The 16,830-nt window shown below is 36.2% G+C and carries 13 protein-coding genes; 3 read left to right on the top strand and 10 right to left on the bottom strand.

Annotation, left to right across the window (positions count from 1 at the left end):
- Nucleotides 1–63: 63 nt before the first annotated feature.
- Both CVT15_RS01590 and gltX read right to left on the bottom strand, forming a co-directional pair.
- Nucleotides 64–1,317, bottom strand: a complete 1,254-nt coding sequence (locus tag CVT15_RS01590; RefSeq protein WP_103577215.1) for a malic enzyme-like NAD(P)-binding protein — start codon at nt 1,315–1,317, stop codon at nt 64–66.
- Nucleotides 1,314–2,693, bottom strand: a complete 1,380-nt coding sequence (gltX, locus tag CVT15_RS01585) for a glutamate--tRNA ligase (protein WP_107898089.1) — start codon at nt 2,691–2,693, stop codon at nt 1,314–1,316. The genes CVT15_RS01590 and gltX overlap by 4 nt, the downstream gene beginning before the upstream one ends.
- Before the next feature lie 70 nt (nt 2,694–2,763).
- Here gltX and CVT15_RS01580 point away from each other — a divergent pair, with 70 nt between their 5' ends.
- Nucleotides 2,764–3,594: a peptidylprolyl isomerase gene (locus CVT15_RS01580; RefSeq protein ID WP_103577217.1), complete on the top strand. Its 831-nt coding sequence runs from the start codon at nt 2,764–2,766 to the stop codon at nt 3,592–3,594.
- Between the two features lie 92 nt (nt 3,595–3,686).
- Here the strand turns inward: CVT15_RS01580 and CVT15_RS01575 are convergent, their stop codons facing one another.
- The 3 genes from CVT15_RS01575 to yedE form a co-directional block, all read right to left on the bottom strand.
- A complete protein-coding gene (locus CVT15_RS01575; RefSeq protein ID WP_230853961.1) occupies nt 3,687–5,282 on the bottom strand; it encodes a TonB-dependent receptor in 1,596 nt (531 codons plus the stop codon).
- Nucleotides 5,283–5,359: 77 nt separating this feature from the next.
- On the bottom strand, nt 5,360–5,782 hold the full coding sequence (locus tag CVT15_RS09890; RefSeq protein ID WP_230853960.1) for a TonB-dependent receptor plug domain-containing protein: 423 nt from the start codon (nt 5,780–5,782) through the stop codon (nt 5,360–5,362).
- A 293-nt stretch (nt 5,783–6,075) separates the two neighbouring features.
- On the bottom strand, nt 6,076–7,134 hold the full coding sequence (yedE, locus tag CVT15_RS01570) for a YedE family putative selenium transporter (RefSeq protein WP_103577218.1): 1,059 nt from the start codon (nt 7,132–7,134) through the stop codon (nt 6,076–6,078).
- Between the two features lie 134 nt (nt 7,135–7,268).
- Here yedE and CVT15_RS01565 point away from each other — a divergent pair, with 134 nt between their 5' ends.
- Nucleotides 7,269–8,468, top strand: a complete 1,200-nt coding sequence (locus CVT15_RS01565) for a molybdopterin molybdotransferase MoeA (protein WP_103577219.1) — start codon at nt 7,269–7,271, stop codon at nt 8,466–8,468.
- A gap of 16 nt (nt 8,469–8,484) precedes the next feature.
- Complete coding sequence (locus CVT15_RS01560) at nt 8,485–9,486, top strand: TerC/Alx family metal homeostasis membrane protein (RefSeq protein WP_103577220.1); 1,002 nt, start codon at nt 8,485–8,487, stop codon at nt 9,484–9,486.
- A 119-nt stretch (nt 9,487–9,605) separates the two neighbouring features.
- Here CVT15_RS01560 and CVT15_RS01555 read toward each other — a convergent pair whose 3' ends face one another.
- The 5 genes from CVT15_RS01555 to CVT15_RS01535 are packed head-to-tail and all read right to left on the bottom strand — an operon-like array spanning nt 9,606 to nt 16,798.
- Nucleotides 9,606–10,169: a MotE family protein gene (locus CVT15_RS01555; protein WP_103577221.1), complete on the bottom strand. Its 564-nt coding sequence runs from the start codon at nt 10,167–10,169 to the stop codon at nt 9,606–9,608.
- On the bottom strand, nt 10,169–10,546 hold the full coding sequence (locus tag CVT15_RS01550) for a flagellar export protein FliJ (RefSeq protein ID WP_230853959.1): 378 nt from the start codon (nt 10,544–10,546) through the stop codon (nt 10,169–10,171). The genes CVT15_RS01555 and CVT15_RS01550 overlap by 1 nt, the downstream gene beginning before the upstream one ends.
- 41 nt (nt 10,547–10,587) lie before the next feature.
- Nucleotides 10,588–11,838: an adenylosuccinate synthase gene (locus CVT15_RS01545; protein ID WP_072593906.1), complete on the bottom strand. Its 1,251-nt coding sequence runs from the start codon at nt 11,836–11,838 to the stop codon at nt 10,588–10,590.
- A gap of 2 nt (nt 11,839–11,840) precedes the next feature.
- The gene (locus CVT15_RS01540; protein ID WP_021090725.1) at nt 11,841–12,707 is read right to left on the bottom strand and encodes an ATP phosphoribosyltransferase regulatory subunit; all 867 of its coding nucleotides are present in this window, start codon (nt 12,705–12,707) and stop codon (nt 11,841–11,843) included.
- A complete protein-coding gene (locus tag CVT15_RS01535) occupies nt 12,707–16,798 on the bottom strand; it encodes a diguanylate cyclase domain-containing protein (protein ID WP_107898090.1) in 4,092 nt (1,363 codons plus the stop codon). The genes CVT15_RS01540 and CVT15_RS01535 overlap by 1 nt, the downstream gene beginning before the upstream one ends.
- Between the last annotated feature and the right edge of the window lie 32 nt (nt 16,799–16,830).

Raw genomic sequence — 16,830 nt, 5'->3', positions numbered from 1 at the left:
TTTTTACAGGGTTTATCTTTACAAAATGCCAAAAAGAGTTTAGCCCAAAATTTGGGCTAAATTTTAAAATCCTTTTGCAAGTTTGGCTCTATAAGCCTCAACATCAAAATCTTTTACTCTCGCTACACCATCTTCAACCGCAGCTTTTGCAACTGCTGGAGCAACCGCTGTTAGCACACGTTTATCAAATGGTTTTGGGATGATGTACTCTTTACCAAATTTTAGCTCGCTAACGCCACTTGCCTTTAAAACCTCAGCTGGCACTGGCTCTTTTGCAAGTTGTGCAAGTGCTCTAGCTGCAGCCATTTTCATATTTTCAGTGATCTTTTTAGCTCTAACGTCAAGCGCACCTCTAAAGATAAAAGGGAAACCTAAAACGTTATTTACTTGGTTAGGATAGTCGCTTCTGCCTGTGCCCATCATAACGTCACTTCTTACAGCCTCAACATCCTCTGGATAAATTTCAGGCACTGGGTTTGCCAAAGCAAAGATGATAGGCTCTTTATTCATTGAAGTAACCATCTCTTTTGTAAGCACACCAGGCTTAGAAAGACCTAAAAACATATCAGCACCCCTCATCGCATCAGCCAAAGTCCTATCCTCAGTCTCAAGCGCAAACTCTACCTTTTCAGGTGTTAGGTCTGTTCTTTTTGAGTGAATTACGCCTTTACTATCTATCATCACGATGTGTTTTGCACCAAGCGCTTTATACATCTTCGCGCATGCAATGCCAGCCGCACCTGCGCCGCTAACTACGATTTTTATCTTAGATATATCTTTGCCAGAAATTTCCATCGCATTTATCATACCAGCACTTGTTATCATCGCTGTACCGTGTTGATCATCGTGCATTACAGGGATATCGACTGCTTCTTGAAGCTTTCTTTCTATCTCAAAGCATTTTGGAGCACGGATATCTTCTAAATTTATACCACCAAATGTCGGAGCAAGAGCCTTGCAAATCTCAACGATCTTATCTGGATCATGCTCGTCTAGCTCGATGTCAAAGGCATCCACGTTTGCAAATTTTTTAAATAAGACCGACTTTCCTTCCATAACTGGCTTACCAGCAATGGCGCCGATGTCTCCAAGTCCAAGAACAGCCGTGCCGTCAGTGATAACGGCTACTAGATTTGCTTTATTTGTATATTTATAAGCTAGTTCATTGTCAGCTTCTATCTCTTTGCAAGGCTCTGCAACGCCAGGCGTATAGGCCATTGAAAGGTCTCTTGACGTCTCGCAAGGCGTCTTTACCTTTATCTCGATCTTACCGCCTATGTGGTAGTTTAGTGCTTCTTCTTTAGTTACATGTGTCATTTCTCTTCCTTTAATAAATTTTGTATTCTATTTTTCGTCTCGCTACTGCCCACTACTTCAAGCACTTCAAAGATGCTTGGGCTCACGCTTGAGCCAGTTAGCGCTATTCTTAGAGCCTGAGCTAGGTCTTTTAGCTTTAAGCTATTTTGCTCTAAAAATTTATTTGTTAGCTCCTCGTAGCCCTTTGCGTCAAGGTCACGATCTAAAATTTGAGCAAATTTAGCCAAAATTTCTTTACTATTTTCATTTATAAATTTAGCCCAAGCTTTCTCATCGTAGCTTTTTGGAGCGTTGATTATCGCGTTTGCGCTATTTACCATTTCAATTAATGTCTTTGATCTCTCACGGAGCAAATTTAGCAGTAGCTCGCCTTTTACCAAAGCCTTAAAATCAACGCCAAACTCAAGCATATCGTGCGCTAGTCTCTCATAAGACAAAGTCTTGATGTAGTGAGAATTTAGCCAGTCAAGCTTTTGAGCATTGTATGTGCTTGAGCTTTTGTTGATATCGTTTGGATTAAAGTATTTAAGCATATCATCAATGCTAAAAATTTCATCATCGCCATGACTCCAGCCAAGACGAACGAGAAAATTTAAGAGCGCTTCAGGCAGATAGCCCATCTTTTTATACTCCATGACATCGGTTGCGCCGTGCCTCTTGCTAAGCTTTTTGCCGTCCTCGCCGTTTATCATCGCTACGTGATAAAATTTTGGTGTTTTAAAGCCAAGCGCCTCGTAGAGCACAATTTGTTTTGGGGTATTTGAGAGGTGATCGTCGCCGCGGATTACGTCCGTTACACCCATTAGTGCGTCGTCTATCACGACCGTAAAGTTATAGGTCGGTGTGCCGTCGCTTCTTGCGATGATGAAGTCGTCTAATATATCTTCAACTCTAAATTTAACTTCACCTTTTATACCGTCATTTATCACGATCTCGCCGCTAAGCGGGGCTTTTATACGGATAACTGGCTCGATACCAGCTGGAGGAGTGCCCGTAAAGTCTCTATATCTATTATCATATTTTGGGCGCTCTTTTCTGGCCTCTTGGCTAGCTCTAAGCTCTTCAAGCTCGTCCTTGCTCATGTAGCATTTATATGCTTTGCCCTCTTCAAGAAGCTTTTTTACATACTCCTTGTAAAGATCAAATCTTTTTGACTGATATGTTACTTCACCGTCATGATCTAGCTTACACCAAGCAAAAGCCTCCTTTATGGCCTGTGTGGCTTCTTCTGAATTTCGTTTTAGGTCAGTATCTTCAATGCGAAGTAAAAATTTTCCGTTATTAGCTCTTGCGTATAAATAATTATAAAGAGCTGTCCTAAGTCCACCTATATGTAGGTATCCAGTAGGCGAAGGAGCAAATCTAGTAACTATCATTTTGTGCCTTATTTTTATGTTATAATTGCCCAAAATTATATTTACTAAATACTTAAATAAAGGTTTTATTATGAAAAAAATGCTCTTTTTGGCTGCTGGTATGCTAAGTGCTTTAAATTTATATTCAGCTCAGATGGTAAATGGTATCGCAGCCATTGTAGAGAACGAACCCATCACACTTTATGAAGTTTATAGCTTGAAAGAGCAGTTAAGAGCTAGCGAACAAGATGCTTTAAATTTACTCATAAGGGATAGACTCGAAGATGCTCAAATAAAAAATTTAAACATTAGCGTAACACCATTTGAGCTAAACGACAGAATCGAATCAATCGCAAAGCAAAATGGCATGACAAATTCTCAGTTTAGAAGCTCTATCCAAGCTCAAGGCATGGACTTTTTGGAGTTTAAAAACAACATAGAAAAAAAGATGCTTCAAGAAAAGCTTTATAAAAGCATCTTGGCTGAAGCTGGCAAAAATGTAAATGAGCAAAAAGCAAAGATGTATTTTGATGCTAATCCCGATAAATTTAAGGTCTTTAGCACTGCTAAAGTGGTCCTTTATAGGGCAAAAAATCCTGAAGAACTAGAAGCTCAAAAAACAAGTCCATCACTACTTAGCAGCATACAAACACAAGAGCTAAGTTTAGACTATCAAAGCATAGATCCAAGACTAGCAGCTATCATAGCTGGCACAAATAATGGCGAATTTACCCAAATACTAAAAGGCGCTGATAGTTTTGATATGTTTTATGTAAAAGAGAAAATAGGCTCATACACACCAAGCTTTGCAGATGTTAAGGATAATGTTATAAACGAGCTTTATCAAGGTGAGCAAGAAAAACTTATGGCTGATTATTTTGACAAACTCCGCGCAAAAGCAAAGATTCAAATTTTAAGATAACTTCAAATTTAGCCATCTTTGGTGGCTAAATTTCTCCAAATTTCACATGACAAAAGATTACACCGCCAAATAGAAGGCGGTGTAAATTTTAGTTAAAAAGTGTAGTGCATATTTAGCATAAACGATCTCTCGTCGCCAGGTCTTGAATCAGAACGCCAGTATTTTTTATTTAAGATATTATTTATCGCTAGTGTTATTTGAGCGTGTTCGTTAAAGTTATATCCAGCACTTGCATCAAATCTAGCAAAACCAGGAAGATGTTCGTCTATGACTCTACCATTACTTGTGCGGTAGCTATATCGCTTAGAGTATCCTGTTACGCCACTTTCGACATACCATTTGTCGTTTTTAGCATATCTTAAAAAAACATTGCCCTGCCAGTTGGTTGTATTGTTTAGACTGAGTCTTTCGTTTAATGGATTTGATTTATCACTTGCGATAATGGCCCTCATATATCCAAGAGAGCTTCTTAGATATAAATTTTCATAAATTTTACCCAAGATATTTAGCTCTATACCACGACTTCGCTCTTTACCACGTTGCGCCCAAGTATATGGATCATTTATAGGATCTGGTCTATATCTTATATTGTTATGCTCGATCTGAAATATCGCTAGGTTTGAGCTAAATCTATTATCAGCCCATGTGCTTTTTAAGCCGATTTCGTATTGCTCATTGTTCTGCGGTTTTAGATCAAGTATCGTTGTATCGCCTATACTTATACCTATATTCCCGCGACCGCCGTATGGGGCAAAACTCTTTGAGTATGAAGCATACGCGGTATGCTCTGGTAAAAAGTCCCACAGCAAGCCAACTCTTGGGCTAAAAGAGTGCCCTTTGTAGCTATTTGTCATATCTGCAATATTTCTTGTTTTAAATTTATAAAAGTCAAACCTGCCACCAAGAAGTAGCCTATATTTGTCATCTAAGCTTATTAGATCTTCTAAAAACACTCCATTATTTGTAGCTTTATGCTTATTATCAGTATTAAGTGGTATGTAGCCCACACTACCCCAACTTGATCTTGATGCATATGGATTTATAGTTACATTTTTTGCGCTATCAAACCAAAGCCTTGGATGGCGAGTTTCTACGCTGTTGTCATATCCAAAAGTAAGATTATGCTTAAATCTTGTAAATTCAAGCTCTTTTGTAAGCGTTATGGCATTTGAGAGCGTGTCATTATCGGTTTGTTGTTTAGCATAGTTTTGCTTTAATCTATTTCCAGGCATGATGGTACCACTAAAATAATGATCAAAATTTTGACTAGCTTTTCTGTATCCAAAAACCCATTTTAAATTTATATCCTTTACTAGTTGCGCATTTAGCTCAGTACGGAAGAAACGAAGCTTATCTTCAACAAAGTCTCCATCGTGAGAAAATCCCTTTGTATAGTCGATACCAAGTTTGTCATAGACACTTTTTGTTGGCATTCTATCAGGTACGCGCCAAGCATTATCATATGTGTATTGCGCCTCAAAGCTCACCGTTCCACCATCATTTGTCACAATAATACTTGGACTTATCATAAAATTTTTATATTTTACGCCCTCTCTCCATGATTTTCCACGCTCCATATCAGTCGTTAGTCTTGCGGCTAATTGATTATTTACTACATGATTTATATCAACACCACCGCCATATCTGCTCCAGCTACCAACCCTGCCTGAGAGCTTGTAAACAGGCATAAAATTTGCCTTTTTACTAACCAAATTTACAACTGCGCCGCCATCACTTCTTCCATATAAGATCGAAGCTGGCCCTTTTAAATTTCAACTCTCTCAACATTTGCTGTACTACGTCTTATCTGACCAGAGTCTCTAACACCATCTCTATATATATCACCGCCATCAACACTAAAGCCTCTTATCTTGATGCTCTCGCCTCTCATATCATAGCCTGCATCAATACCAGCATTTCCTTCTAGGATACTTGAGAGATCATTTGTACCGTAGTTTCTGTTCTTTTGTATATCTATATTTTCGATAGTTTGTGGCGTCTCTTTGTTACTGAGTCCATTCCTATTGATATCCGCGCTATCATACGCGATATAACCTTTTAGGGTATTTTGCTCCGAGATACCTTCCACCTCGATAGTTGGTAAAACAACTGAATAATCACTGTTATTTGTATCTAAAGCCCACAGCGAGCTAAAGATCAGTGATGAAGCAAGTATACTAAACTTCATAGAATTCCTTTAGATAAAATTAAAATCGATATTCTATATCAAAATAGCTTAAAATATTTACTTTATATTGATGTTTATTAATTTTATCAATTCATTGTTAAAATTTTAGTTCGATTTAGAATTATCGTTTGCCATATCTTAAAACAAAATGCATTACTATTGCCGCTAAAAAATTTTAAGATTAAGGCTAGTATTTTAATGATCACACACCAACGCGAGCTTTTTAAACCTTTTGATGAAGTGATAGATATAAAAAGTGAGTAAATTTGACTGCAAAAGCAGCCAAATTTATATTATGCTTTTTTAGTAAAAACTCCGACATAAATAGCATAGATAAAGCCGATCGCTACGGCATATGGAGCATAAGGAGTGATGCCAGCTGATGAGCTTGCAAGTATGAAGTTATGGCTTATCGCAGCGCCTGCTCCCATACCTAAAACAAATACAGCTGAGCTTAAATTTCCAGCTCCCATTTGTACTAAATGTTTGCCTGGGCAGCCATAACTTAGGCTAAAGCAAAGACCAGCCAAGCTCATACCTAAGAAATTCCAAAGAACATCATTATGAGCGATAGGTTGAGCTTCAAAGCCAAATTTATATTGTCCAAGAGCTAAATTTGTGATACTTGCAAAAACGATGATAGATACAATGCCATAAAACATTGAAAGATCACGCTCAAAAACTTTGCTAATCGCTCCAACTGAGCAAAATTTACTTCTTTGCATAAAAATACCAATAACAATAGCACAAACAAGTGAGATAAAGATATTTGCATGCATTGAACCTGGGCCTTTTTCTGAGCTAAATAATGCACCATTATCGCCAAGCTTTAAACCAAAAACAAGGGCTATTAAAAGCAAAATAGCAATGATTAATGGCAAAAACGCAACTGGTTTTGTTGTGGCATCATTTTCAGGTATGACGTAACCATTTTTCTTGAAAAATCGTCCAACAAAAACTCCAGCAAATAGACCGACAAGACCAGCAATGGCGGTCATATCTCCTCCGCCAAGACGCAAAAACGCTCTCCATGGACAACCCAAAAAGATAAGGCAACCAATCATAGCAAACACGCCTAAGAAAAATCTAGAAAATGCCGCACTGCCTGACACTGGAGTGAAATTTCTACTCCAAAGCAGGCTTGCTAAAAAGCCCCCGATGATAAGCCCTAAAATTTCTGGCCTTAGATACTGCACGACCTTAGCTTGGTGAAAGCCAAGAGCACCTACGCTATCTCTTAAAAAGCAAGCCGCGCAAACGCCCATATTTGCTGGGTTGCCAAAATAAACAAGCACTGGGCCAAGAATGCCTAAGCTTGCACCTGCAATGATGTAAAGCACTGTTTTATTCATGAATATTCCTGTGTATAGGGTAAAATCAAACTGATTTCTTAAACGACATTTTAATAATCATTAAATAAAACAAAGGTTAATTTTTTAAGAGCGAAATGGATAGAATATGCAAAAATTTCATAAAAAGGATAAAAATGAAAGATTTTATGAGTTACGCAGATAGCCTAAAAATTCTAAAAGATACAATAAATGCGTGGGAAAAGGTCGAAAAAGTAGCTATCACGGACGCACTTGATAGAAATATCGCCTACGACGTGACGGCCGCCGAAAATTACCCAGCAAAGCCAGTTTCAGCGATGGACGGCTACGCTTTTGCTTTTAAAGATGGTCTAAACGAGCTTGAGCTCATCACAGACCTGCCTGCTGGAAGCGACAAAGGACTAGTCATAGAGGGTAGTAAATGTGTAAAAACTTTCACTGGCTCACTAATGAGTGAAGGCACTGATACTCTTGTGCCGGTAGAAAATGTCGAGGTTGTCGGATCAAAAATACTTATCAAAAAGAGTGTGTCAAAGGGTTTTGCCGTGCGCGAAGTAGGAGAAAGCTACAAAAAAGGTGAAATTTTGATCAAAAAAGGCACACGTCTAACCTACGCTGAGATAGCACTTCTTGCTGAGCTTGGTGTCTTTCACGTAAGCGTTTTCATACGCCCAAGAGTGGCGATACTTGCAACTGGTAGCGAGATAAAAGACCTTGGCGAGCCATTAGAAAATCCAGCGCAAATTCACAGCTCAAATCACGTAGGCATCGCTATGCAGATACGCAAAATGGGCGCAGAGCCGGTCCTTTGTGAGATCGTAAGAGATAAGGCTGAGCTTGTCGAAAAAGCGATCATAAATGCGCTAAAATCAGCTGATATATTAGTGACGACTGGTGGCATAAGTATGGGGGACTATGACTTTGTAAAAGGCGCTTTAAATGAAAATTTCAGACTCATTATTGAGGGCGCTGCTATCAAGCCAGGCCGCCACATTAGAGTAGCAAAGTCAGGTGATAAATATATCTTTGCACTGCCAGGATTTCCGTACTCGGCAATGGTTATGTGTGTGCTTTACGTAAGAGTCCTAATAAATGCGTGGTTTGGTCAAGAAGAGCCAAAGATCACGGCGATAATGGATGAAGACTATAAAAAACGCTCACCATTTTTAGAATTTACGGCTGTAAATTTAGAAAACCGTGAGGGCAAAATTTTTGTAAATTTAGATGGCAAAAAGCTTGGTAGCTCAGCAATCGTAAACAACCTAACAAATGAGGCTGCGTTGCTTATCATCCCAAAAGAAACAGAATTTATCGCAAAAGGCGAGATAGTAGAAGTATTGATGATGCCTTGTTAAAATTTTAAGGATAAAAGTGAACGCATTAGAAATTCAAACAATTATAGTTTTTCTTATAATGGCATCACTTGCCTTTGGAATAGATCTTTTTGCTCATAAACATGATGAGAAAATTTCACTAAAACAAGCTGGTATTTGGTCTATCTTTTGGATAGGAGTTTCGGTACTTTTTGGCATATATTTATATTTTGAGCGAGGCAGTGAAATAGCAAGTCTTTATTTTGCAGGATATGCGCTAGAAAAGTCGCTCTCAGTAGATAATCTTTTTGTGATGATGGCGATTTTTTCATGGTTTAATATACCTGAAATTTACCGCCACAGAGTGCTTTATTTTGGCGTTATAGGAGCTATGATATTTAGGCTCATCTTTGTAGCCGTAGGTACAATGCTTTTTGCCATCTCGCCTTGGATGGAGCTAATATTTGCAGCAATAGTCGCATATAGTGCCGTAATGATGATAAAAAAAGATAAGTGTGATGAAGATATAAAAGATTATTCAAACCACATAGCTTATAGGGCAGTTTATCGCTTCTTTCCGGTTTTACCACGGCTTTTTGGACATAGTTTTTTTGTTAAATTTAGCGAAATTTCTAAGCAAATTTCAGATAGTCAAAAAACTGCTCTTAACGATCAAATTTTAAGGCTAAAAGCCACTTGGATAGCAACACCATTATTCTTGTGTCTTTGCGTGATTGAGCTAAGCGATGTGATATTTGCTTTTGATAGCGTTCCGGTTGTCATTGCTGTGAGTAAAGATCCTGTGATTGTTTATTCAGCGATGATATTTGCAATACTTGGGCTAAGAACGCTTTATTTTGTGCTTGAAGCACTCAAAAATTTTTTAAAGTATTTAGAAATTTCTGTGATCGTGCTTTTGTTTTTCATCGCAGCAAAGCTAGCTGTAAATGCGACTGCTCATATCTTTCATATCGGTTTTGAAATTTCTGCACAAATTAGCCTTTTTATCATTCTAGCCATCCTTGGAGTTGGTGTCCTAGCAAGTTTGGTTAAAAAATAACTACCATAAAAGTATACAAGCTAAAGTTAGGTGAGCTTAAAATTAAAAATTTATAAGCAAGTGCTTTATATTTTGGTGTCTAAATTTTTTAAAATTTTGTTTGCTTGTGCAAAAATTTATTACTGTATATTTATGCTACCGGCTGGAGTTGGCATATCGCCTTTTTCATCAGCAAATGGTGGTCCTTTTTGAAGCAAAGTAGTGATCTCAGATGCTACTTTTGGATCCATTTTCGCCATGATGGTTGATATCTTTTTGGCATCAAGGGCATAAAGTATGGTGGCTGCGTTTGATCTAGGCATTTTAGAGAGTACCTCAGCTGCCGCGCCATCTTTCATCTTAGAATACGACTCATTGACTTTATCGCTAGTCATTGTGCGAAGTTCTTTTAAAATTTTTTCATTTTTGGCGACCACTTCATCGATCTCTTTGCGTTTTTGCTCGATCACTTTCATTGTCGCATTTAGGTCAGCTTCTTTTTTGGTAAGTTTTTTATTATTTTCTTCATAGGCTGCTGCCGAGCTTGCGCGAAATACCTCTAAAGCTTGGCGCTGTTCATCTATAATCTCAAGTTCCTTTGAAATTTCTTCTTTTCTAGCTTCAAAAATTTGCGTACAGTCAACAGGCACTTCGTAGCAAAATGCAAAATTTAGGATCGCGAAAAATAATAAAAACCCTCTCATCACTGCTCACTTTTAGTAACAAATTTCATCACAGCAAACTCGTCAAGTGCAAGTGCTTCGGCCTTTTGTATGCGTTTTATCTCTTTTTTGAACTCTTCTTTTTCTAGATATTTCATCTTTTCGTACTCTAAATTTACATTTTTATATTTATGCTCGTAGTGTAAAACTTCTTTGTTGGCTATTTCAAGGCTCTCTTTGCAAGCATTTAGCTCCTGCCTTGTTATATTTATCAGCTCTAAATTTTCCTTTAGTTCGCCTATATTGCCACTTTTTGGCAAAACAAACTCGCCAAGTTTAGCTCTTAAACGCGATAAATTTTCTTCAAAATTTCTCACATTAAGCCTGGCAACGGCGAGCTTGGCCTCTACTTTGTCCATTTCTTGCTTTTTTACACGAACAATAGAGGTAAATTTGCTTTTCATCTAATGATTGTATCACTTCTTTCAGGGCTTGTTGAGATGTAGCCGATCTTTACGCCAGTTAGCTCTTCTATTCTCTCGATATAAGCTCTTGCATTTGCTGGCAGATCTTCATATTTGCTTATGCCTTTTACGCTATCCCAGCCTGCTAGTTCTTCATAGATAGGAGTTGCATTTTCAAGATCTGTCGGCATATAATCGATAGTTTCACCATTATATTGATAAGCTTTGCAAATTTTTACCACTTCAAATCCATCAAGTACATCAAGCTTCATAAGTGCATAGGTATCAACACCATCAAGTCTTGATGCGTATTTTACACTCACAGCATCAAACCAGCCACAACGTCTACGGCGGCCTGTTGTTGTGCCAAATTCCTTACCGATATCACACATCTTATCGCCACTTGTACCTTTATCTTCTGTTGGGAAAGGGCCAAAACCAACGCGAGTCGTATAGGCCTTTATGACGCCTATTACTTCACCGATTTCTTTTGGATTTAGTCCAAGACCTGTGCAAGCACCTGCACTTATAGTATTTGAGCTAGTTACGTATGGATATGTGCCATGGTCGATATCTAAAAGTGTGCCCTGAGCGCCTTCAAGTAGGACTTTTTTATCTTCATCTAGCGCTTTCCAAACTAAATTTGTAGTATTTGCGATAAATGGAGCCAAAACCTCTTTATATCTTTTTAGCTCTTCAAGCAATTCATTTTCATTAGGAATTTTTACACCAAGTGCGTCAAATACGCATTTGTTTGTCTCAAAATCATGCATTAAAGCATCGCACAAACGCTCTGGCTCAAGTAGTTCGCCTACTCTGTGGCCACTTCTACTTATTTTATCAGCATAAGTTGGTCCTATGCCTTTGCCAGTCGTACCGATTGCTTTTTCGCCTTTTAGTCTCTCTTTTGCTTGATCGATTTGACTATGATAGCTTAGATTTAAATGTGCTTTATCGCTAATATAAAGTCTTCCTTCCAAATTTTCAAACTGAGCCATTTCAGTGATTAATACTTCTGGGCAAACAACAACACCATTGCCAATGATATTTATGATATTTTTATGCAAAATTCCACTTGGAACAAGGTGAAGCGCGTATCTAACGCCATCAACCCAGATCGTATGGCCGGCATTGTGGCCGCCTTGTGAGCGACAGATCATGTCATAGTTTAGTCCTAGCATATCAACTATCTTGCCTTTACCCTCATCACCCCATTGAACTCCAACTACTAAATCAGCCTTTCTCATTCTTACTTCCTTAAATTAATTTTTTCTTCTATCAATGCATCTGTATAAACAGCAAAACCACTATTTATCTTTCCGTCTATTTCGTAGCTGCCGCCACTTGCTATTATGCTATTATTTCTTAAAAATCTAAAAAATAAACTATCGTAATATCTCATTTTCGAGTAATATAGCGGAACTATTCTTAAATTTTTATATTCTAAAGCACTGGCTAAATTTCTCAAATTTTCAAGCGGTTCTTTTAGTTTGCTTGGAGAAATTTTAATCACTTCATCCAACTCATCAACTGACTTTAAAAGAGCAAGAGCGCTTAGCCATGGAACATTTTGAGATAAAATTTTCTCCATTTGTCCATTTTCAAAAATTTCAATAGGCACGCTTAAAATTTCACAAATCACTCTTGGAATTTGTATATTGCTTACTTGCAAAAATGTATCCATTTTTAGCTCATTAAGAAGCTTTGCTACGATATTTATGCTTTTTAAAACATCATTTTCACCGATTAGTTCGGCTCCGATTTGATAAATTTCTTGGCTTGGATAGCGAAAGACTGGCTGGATATAAAACCATCTTTTTGATTCGTTTGCTTTTAGCCTTCTAAGCACGATCCTTACAGTATCTACCGTGCTATCAGCTCTTAGACTTATTTCGTGATTTAGACTATCGCTAAAACGCAAAAGATTTGTCGCATCTACACTTAAATGCTGGTGATATGAGAAAAATGGCGTTACGATCTCGCTAAAGCCTTCATTTTCTAAAATTTCACTAGCTTTTTGCTCGATCTGCCTCTTTAGCTTTGCGCTACTGGCAAAGTATAGCTTGCTTCCATTTGGGATTTCGTGCTCATAAACATTTAAAGCATTTTCATTCATTATTTATTCGCTCCACTCAAATTTAGATCATTGTCGCATAACAAAATTGCCTCATTAGCTAAATTTATTACGTTCTCTTTGTCTATTTTTATAAGGATCGTATCTAAAATTTCAGCTAATTTTTCATTTATTATTCTGATATCATCTACTTGATCTGCTATTTCGCCTTTTAATTTTTCGCTTACTTTTTCATCGCATTTAAGCAAATTTATCAAACGAGTCATAAGCTCTTTTGCACCTACTATTTTGCAAAGCATATTGTAGTTCTCATCATCTTGAAAATTTCTTACATTTAGCTGAGATGATAGAGTGAATTTAAATTTGAGCACATCATCCAGGCTAAGCTCTGGCGCAAAAAGCCGTCCTTGAAATCTACTAAAGCCAAATCCAACAAAAATTTCAAGCATGCTTTTATCTTCTAAATTTTTTATCATGACATCAAAATCAAATGTATCTGATACATACTTTATCATGCGTATGGTCTTTAGCGCTTCTACTGAATCAAAAATTTGTTTACAAAATCTTTTATCTATATTAAATCTATTTGTTTTTAACATACCTAAAGCTTCTACCGAGCCCGAATAAGATGCAAAATCATCAAGTGAAAAGCTAACGCCTAGCTCCTTATAAGCATCAATATATCTAACAACATCATCTAAATTTACGCCACTTGCGGAGTCAACGATATCTATGATTAGCCCATTTGCATCTAGCTGCTCATCTTCTAAAAGCTTTTTAAATTTCTCAAAAAACTCAGAAGTCATTAGCTTTTTAATGCACAAATTTACTCTAACTTTTGCATTTATTCCCTCTTTTAGCCATACAGCCCTAGCTTTTAAAGCATCTTTTAGTGTAAATAATGCGATAGCAACAACTGCTTTTGAGCCTTTTGCAAGTGGCAAGAAGTCTGATGGTCTTAATATCTTATCGCCATTTTTCCATCTAATAAATGCCTCAAAACTGCTAACTTCCCCGCTTTTTATATCAATCTCAGGCTGATAAAGCAAGAACATCTCGCCAGCATCGATAGCTTCAATGATCTTTGAGTCGTCTCTATATTCATTTTTAAAGTATGTATCTTTTTTCGAATTAAATACATAATATTTATTTTTTCCATTAAGCTTTGCTTGATACATAGCCCAATCGGCTCTTTCAATTAGATCATCAACGCTAAGCGCATCGCTACTTAAGCTAATACCAATACTTACGCTAAATTTTTTCTCATCATCAATAGAAATTTTACTCTGACCCACTCTTAAGATGTTTTCAGCAGTTTCGTAAATTTCTCCCAAATTTTCATAAGGCATAGCACCTATAAACTCGTCCCCGCCTATTCTTGCAAATATTCCTTGTTTTGGAAAAATTTCATCTATTTTTTTTGAAATTTCTATTAGGATTTTATCGCCTACTTGATGTCCGTATCCGTCATTTATCGATTTAAAATTATCAAAATCAACATAAAATGCTGCTATTTTTAAGCTTTTTTTCGCTTGTTTTAGTAGATTTTCTAGCTTATTAAAAAGTAAAAATCTATTTGGTAGTCCGGTTAGCGTATCGTGATACGCGATAAATTCGAGATATTCTTTATTGTAGCAATCATCATTTGCGCTTGAAGCTAACAATATATATCCCTCTTGATCGCCAAACGTGTTTAAAAGCTTGCTTATACTTATGACTTCGAGTCTATTTCTGCTTCGAACATCATGAATAAGACCTTGCCAAAAGCTAGTTATTTTAAGTGAATTTAAAATTTCATCTTTAATATCTTTTAGTCCGTTTTTAAAATTTATTATATCTTTTGAGTAAATTTTCTCTATAAAATTTTTATCTCTAGAAATATCAAGCGTATCAAAAAAAGCGTCATTAGCATCTATGATCCTAAACTCATCATCAAGCATAATAATTTGCTCTTTTGCGTATGAGAAAATTTTTGCTAAAAGGTCTTGATAAGAAAAAAAGCTATTTTGCACACTAAGATCTTGCATTGCGCCCTTTATGACGCTTACTTCACCATCATAAAAAGCTATTGCTTTTGCTCTAATCCTTACATAAATAATCTCTTTATCAGCCCTATAAAAACGCACTTCGCCATCATATACTTCACCTTTTTTTATAAGGTCAAAAAAGTCCTTAAAGCTTACAAATTCATCTACAAATATAGTTTTTGCGCGTTCAAAATTTATACTCATATCCCCATTTAATGCATATCCGAGCGACTTGGCAATAGCATTTGGGATATAAAGGGTATCGCTTTTTTTATCCCATGAAAAGACAAGCGCTTGGCTTGCCCAAAGTATGCTTTGAAAATATTTTAATTCAGCATCATATTTTTCTTGCAACTTTGCTATATCGCTTAAGTCATTAAAAAAGTAGATGATCTTTCGCTCTTTATCAGCACCATTATCTATAAATTTTACTTTTATTTTAAATGGCGTTTTGTTGTTTTCATTTGTTTGCATATTGGCTACGAGATTTATCTCGCTATTTTTGCTACCTTTTTCAAAGAATTTTTTAGATTCATTAGAAACATTTACAGCAAACTCATCTAAACTTTCAGGGCTTATTAGATTTTTTAAATTTATAAGCTTCTTATCTTGCGGGACTTTAAAGACACTATCGATATTTTGCGTACTTCTTACGATAGAAAATGGATCGCTGTTTAATGCTTCTGCTATTACATTTGGCGATAAAAACGAATAATCATTTATTGCTTCGTTATCCTTTTTCGTAAATTTTCCATCGTCAAGTTCGTGTATAAGCATAAAATTTAGCCTAGAATCCCTTAGCTCGATCTGCGACTCTTGTAAAAATCCCTCTTTAGTGCTACCATCTTTTGTTCTTAGCTTGATTTTAAAACTCATATCGCTATTTTGAGCGTCTTGTTTCATTTGCATAAACAATGCAAAATCGCCATCTATTAAATCATTTAAATTTAGCTCTATAATCTCATCTTTTGTGTAGCCAACGGAAGATAAAAATGCATTACTAGCATCAATAATATCGCCGCTATAAGCATCATAAACTACTATTTTCAAAAAGCTTTGCTCAAAAATATAGCCGAATCTACTTTTGTATTCTTCTAGTCCATCAGTTGCTTTTTTGGTTTCTATCTTTAGCTTGTTTATTCCATTTTTTATATCTTCAAGTTCTGTTACATTAAGGCTTCGTCTTATCTCGTATTCATCGCCATCTAAAGTATCTCTTACCTCTTTTAAAGCTGGCATTATTCTATTTTTTACAAATTTTACATCTCTAACCCATAAAATTAAAGAAGATATAAAACAAAAGATCGATAGCCAAAATAACACAAACTGCATAAAGATATGAAAATGCTTCGTTGAAGCAGTAATAACAAAAATTTTATACTCTGGCATATAGCTTATGAGATAAAAGCTCATATGGCTTAAAGAAAATATTATTTTATCCTCTTTAAACTCGTCGCCAAGACTCACATAAGGTAAAAACATCGATTCATCAAATTTTTTATAAAACTCATCTCTTGATAAATTTCCATATTTATCTACCAAATAAGCATAAGTTTTACTTTTATCATCGTAATCTACATTGGTGTAACTTTGCAAAAATTTTATATCAATTTGAACTAAAATACTGCCTCCATTTTTTAGTCCATAAGATGCATAAATGTCTCTAAAACGATTGTTTTTATAAACTCGATCTGATACTGTAAATTTCCCGGCATCTGTCTCGTTTAAACTTAGCTGAGATAGATCCTTTTCGGCTATGTCATCAGCACCTAAAAATCTCTTTGAATAGATTAAATTTCTATTTTTATCAAAAACATAAAAAGCTATATAAAGATCGTTTTTTGTTGAATTTTTATCAAATAGCATATCGCTAAGACCTGCTTCAACCATTTTTGATTTTAAAAATAGATCGTTTTTTATTATAAAAAAGCTATTTGAGATTGATGATTTTATATTTGAATTAGTTGAGCTAAGATCATACTTTATATCGTTCGTGCCGGCACAAACTACAAATAATGCTAAAAATATAAATGAGAGTAAAAGTAAAATAGCCTTTGTATAAAACATTTTTACTATTTGAAGGCTGGTTTTTTGTTTCTCAAGCACGATAGACACCTCGTTAGTTTAGGTTTTGGCTC

Origin of the sequence: Campylobacter concisus (genome assembly GCF_003048595.2) — a bacterium.
GTDB classification, from domain to species: Bacteria; Campylobacterota; Campylobacteria; order Campylobacterales; family Campylobacteraceae; genus Campylobacter_A; species Campylobacter_A concisus_L.
This window is presented reverse-complemented; position numbering and strand designations above follow the sequence as displayed.

Coding starts and splice junctions, on each gene's coding strand:
- gltX (WP_107898089.1), bottom strand. CDS start 2,693: ATGATAGTTACTAGATTTGCTCCTTCGCCTACTGGATACCTACATATA.
- yedE (WP_103577218.1), bottom strand. CDS start 7,134: ATGAATAAAACAGTGCTTTACATCATTGCAGGTGCAAGCTTAGGCATT.
- CVT15_RS01580 (WP_103577217.1), top strand. CDS start 2,764: ATGAAAAAAATGCTCTTTTTGGCTGCTGGTATGCTAAGTGCTTTAAAT.
- CVT15_RS01540 (WP_021090725.1), bottom strand. CDS start 12,707: ATGAATGAAAATGCTTTAAATGTTTATGAGCACGAAATCCCAAATGGA.
- CVT15_RS01575 (WP_230853961.1), bottom strand. CDS start 5,282: ATGCCTGTTTACAAGCTCTCAGGCAGGGTTGGTAGCTGGAGCAGATAT.
- CVT15_RS01565 (WP_103577219.1), top strand. CDS start 7,269: ATGAAAGATTTTATGAGTTACGCAGATAGCCTAAAAATTCTAAAAGAT.
- CVT15_RS01550 (WP_230853959.1), bottom strand. CDS start 10,546: ATGGACAAAGTAGAGGCCAAGCTCGCCGTTGCCAGGCTTAATGTGAGA.
- CVT15_RS01545 (WP_072593906.1), bottom strand. CDS start 11,838: ATGAGAAAGGCTGATTTAGTAGTTGGAGTTCAATGGGGTGATGAGGGT.
- CVT15_RS09890 (WP_230853960.1), bottom strand. CDS start 5,782: ATGAAGTTTAGTATACTTGCTTCATCACTGATCTTTAGCTCGCTGTGG.
- CVT15_RS01555 (WP_103577221.1), bottom strand. CDS start 10,169: ATGAGAGGGTTTTTATTATTTTTCGCGATCCTAAATTTTGCATTTTGC.
- CVT15_RS01590 (WP_103577215.1), bottom strand. CDS start 1,317: ATGACACATGTAACTAAAGAAGAAGCACTAAACTACCACATAGGCGGT.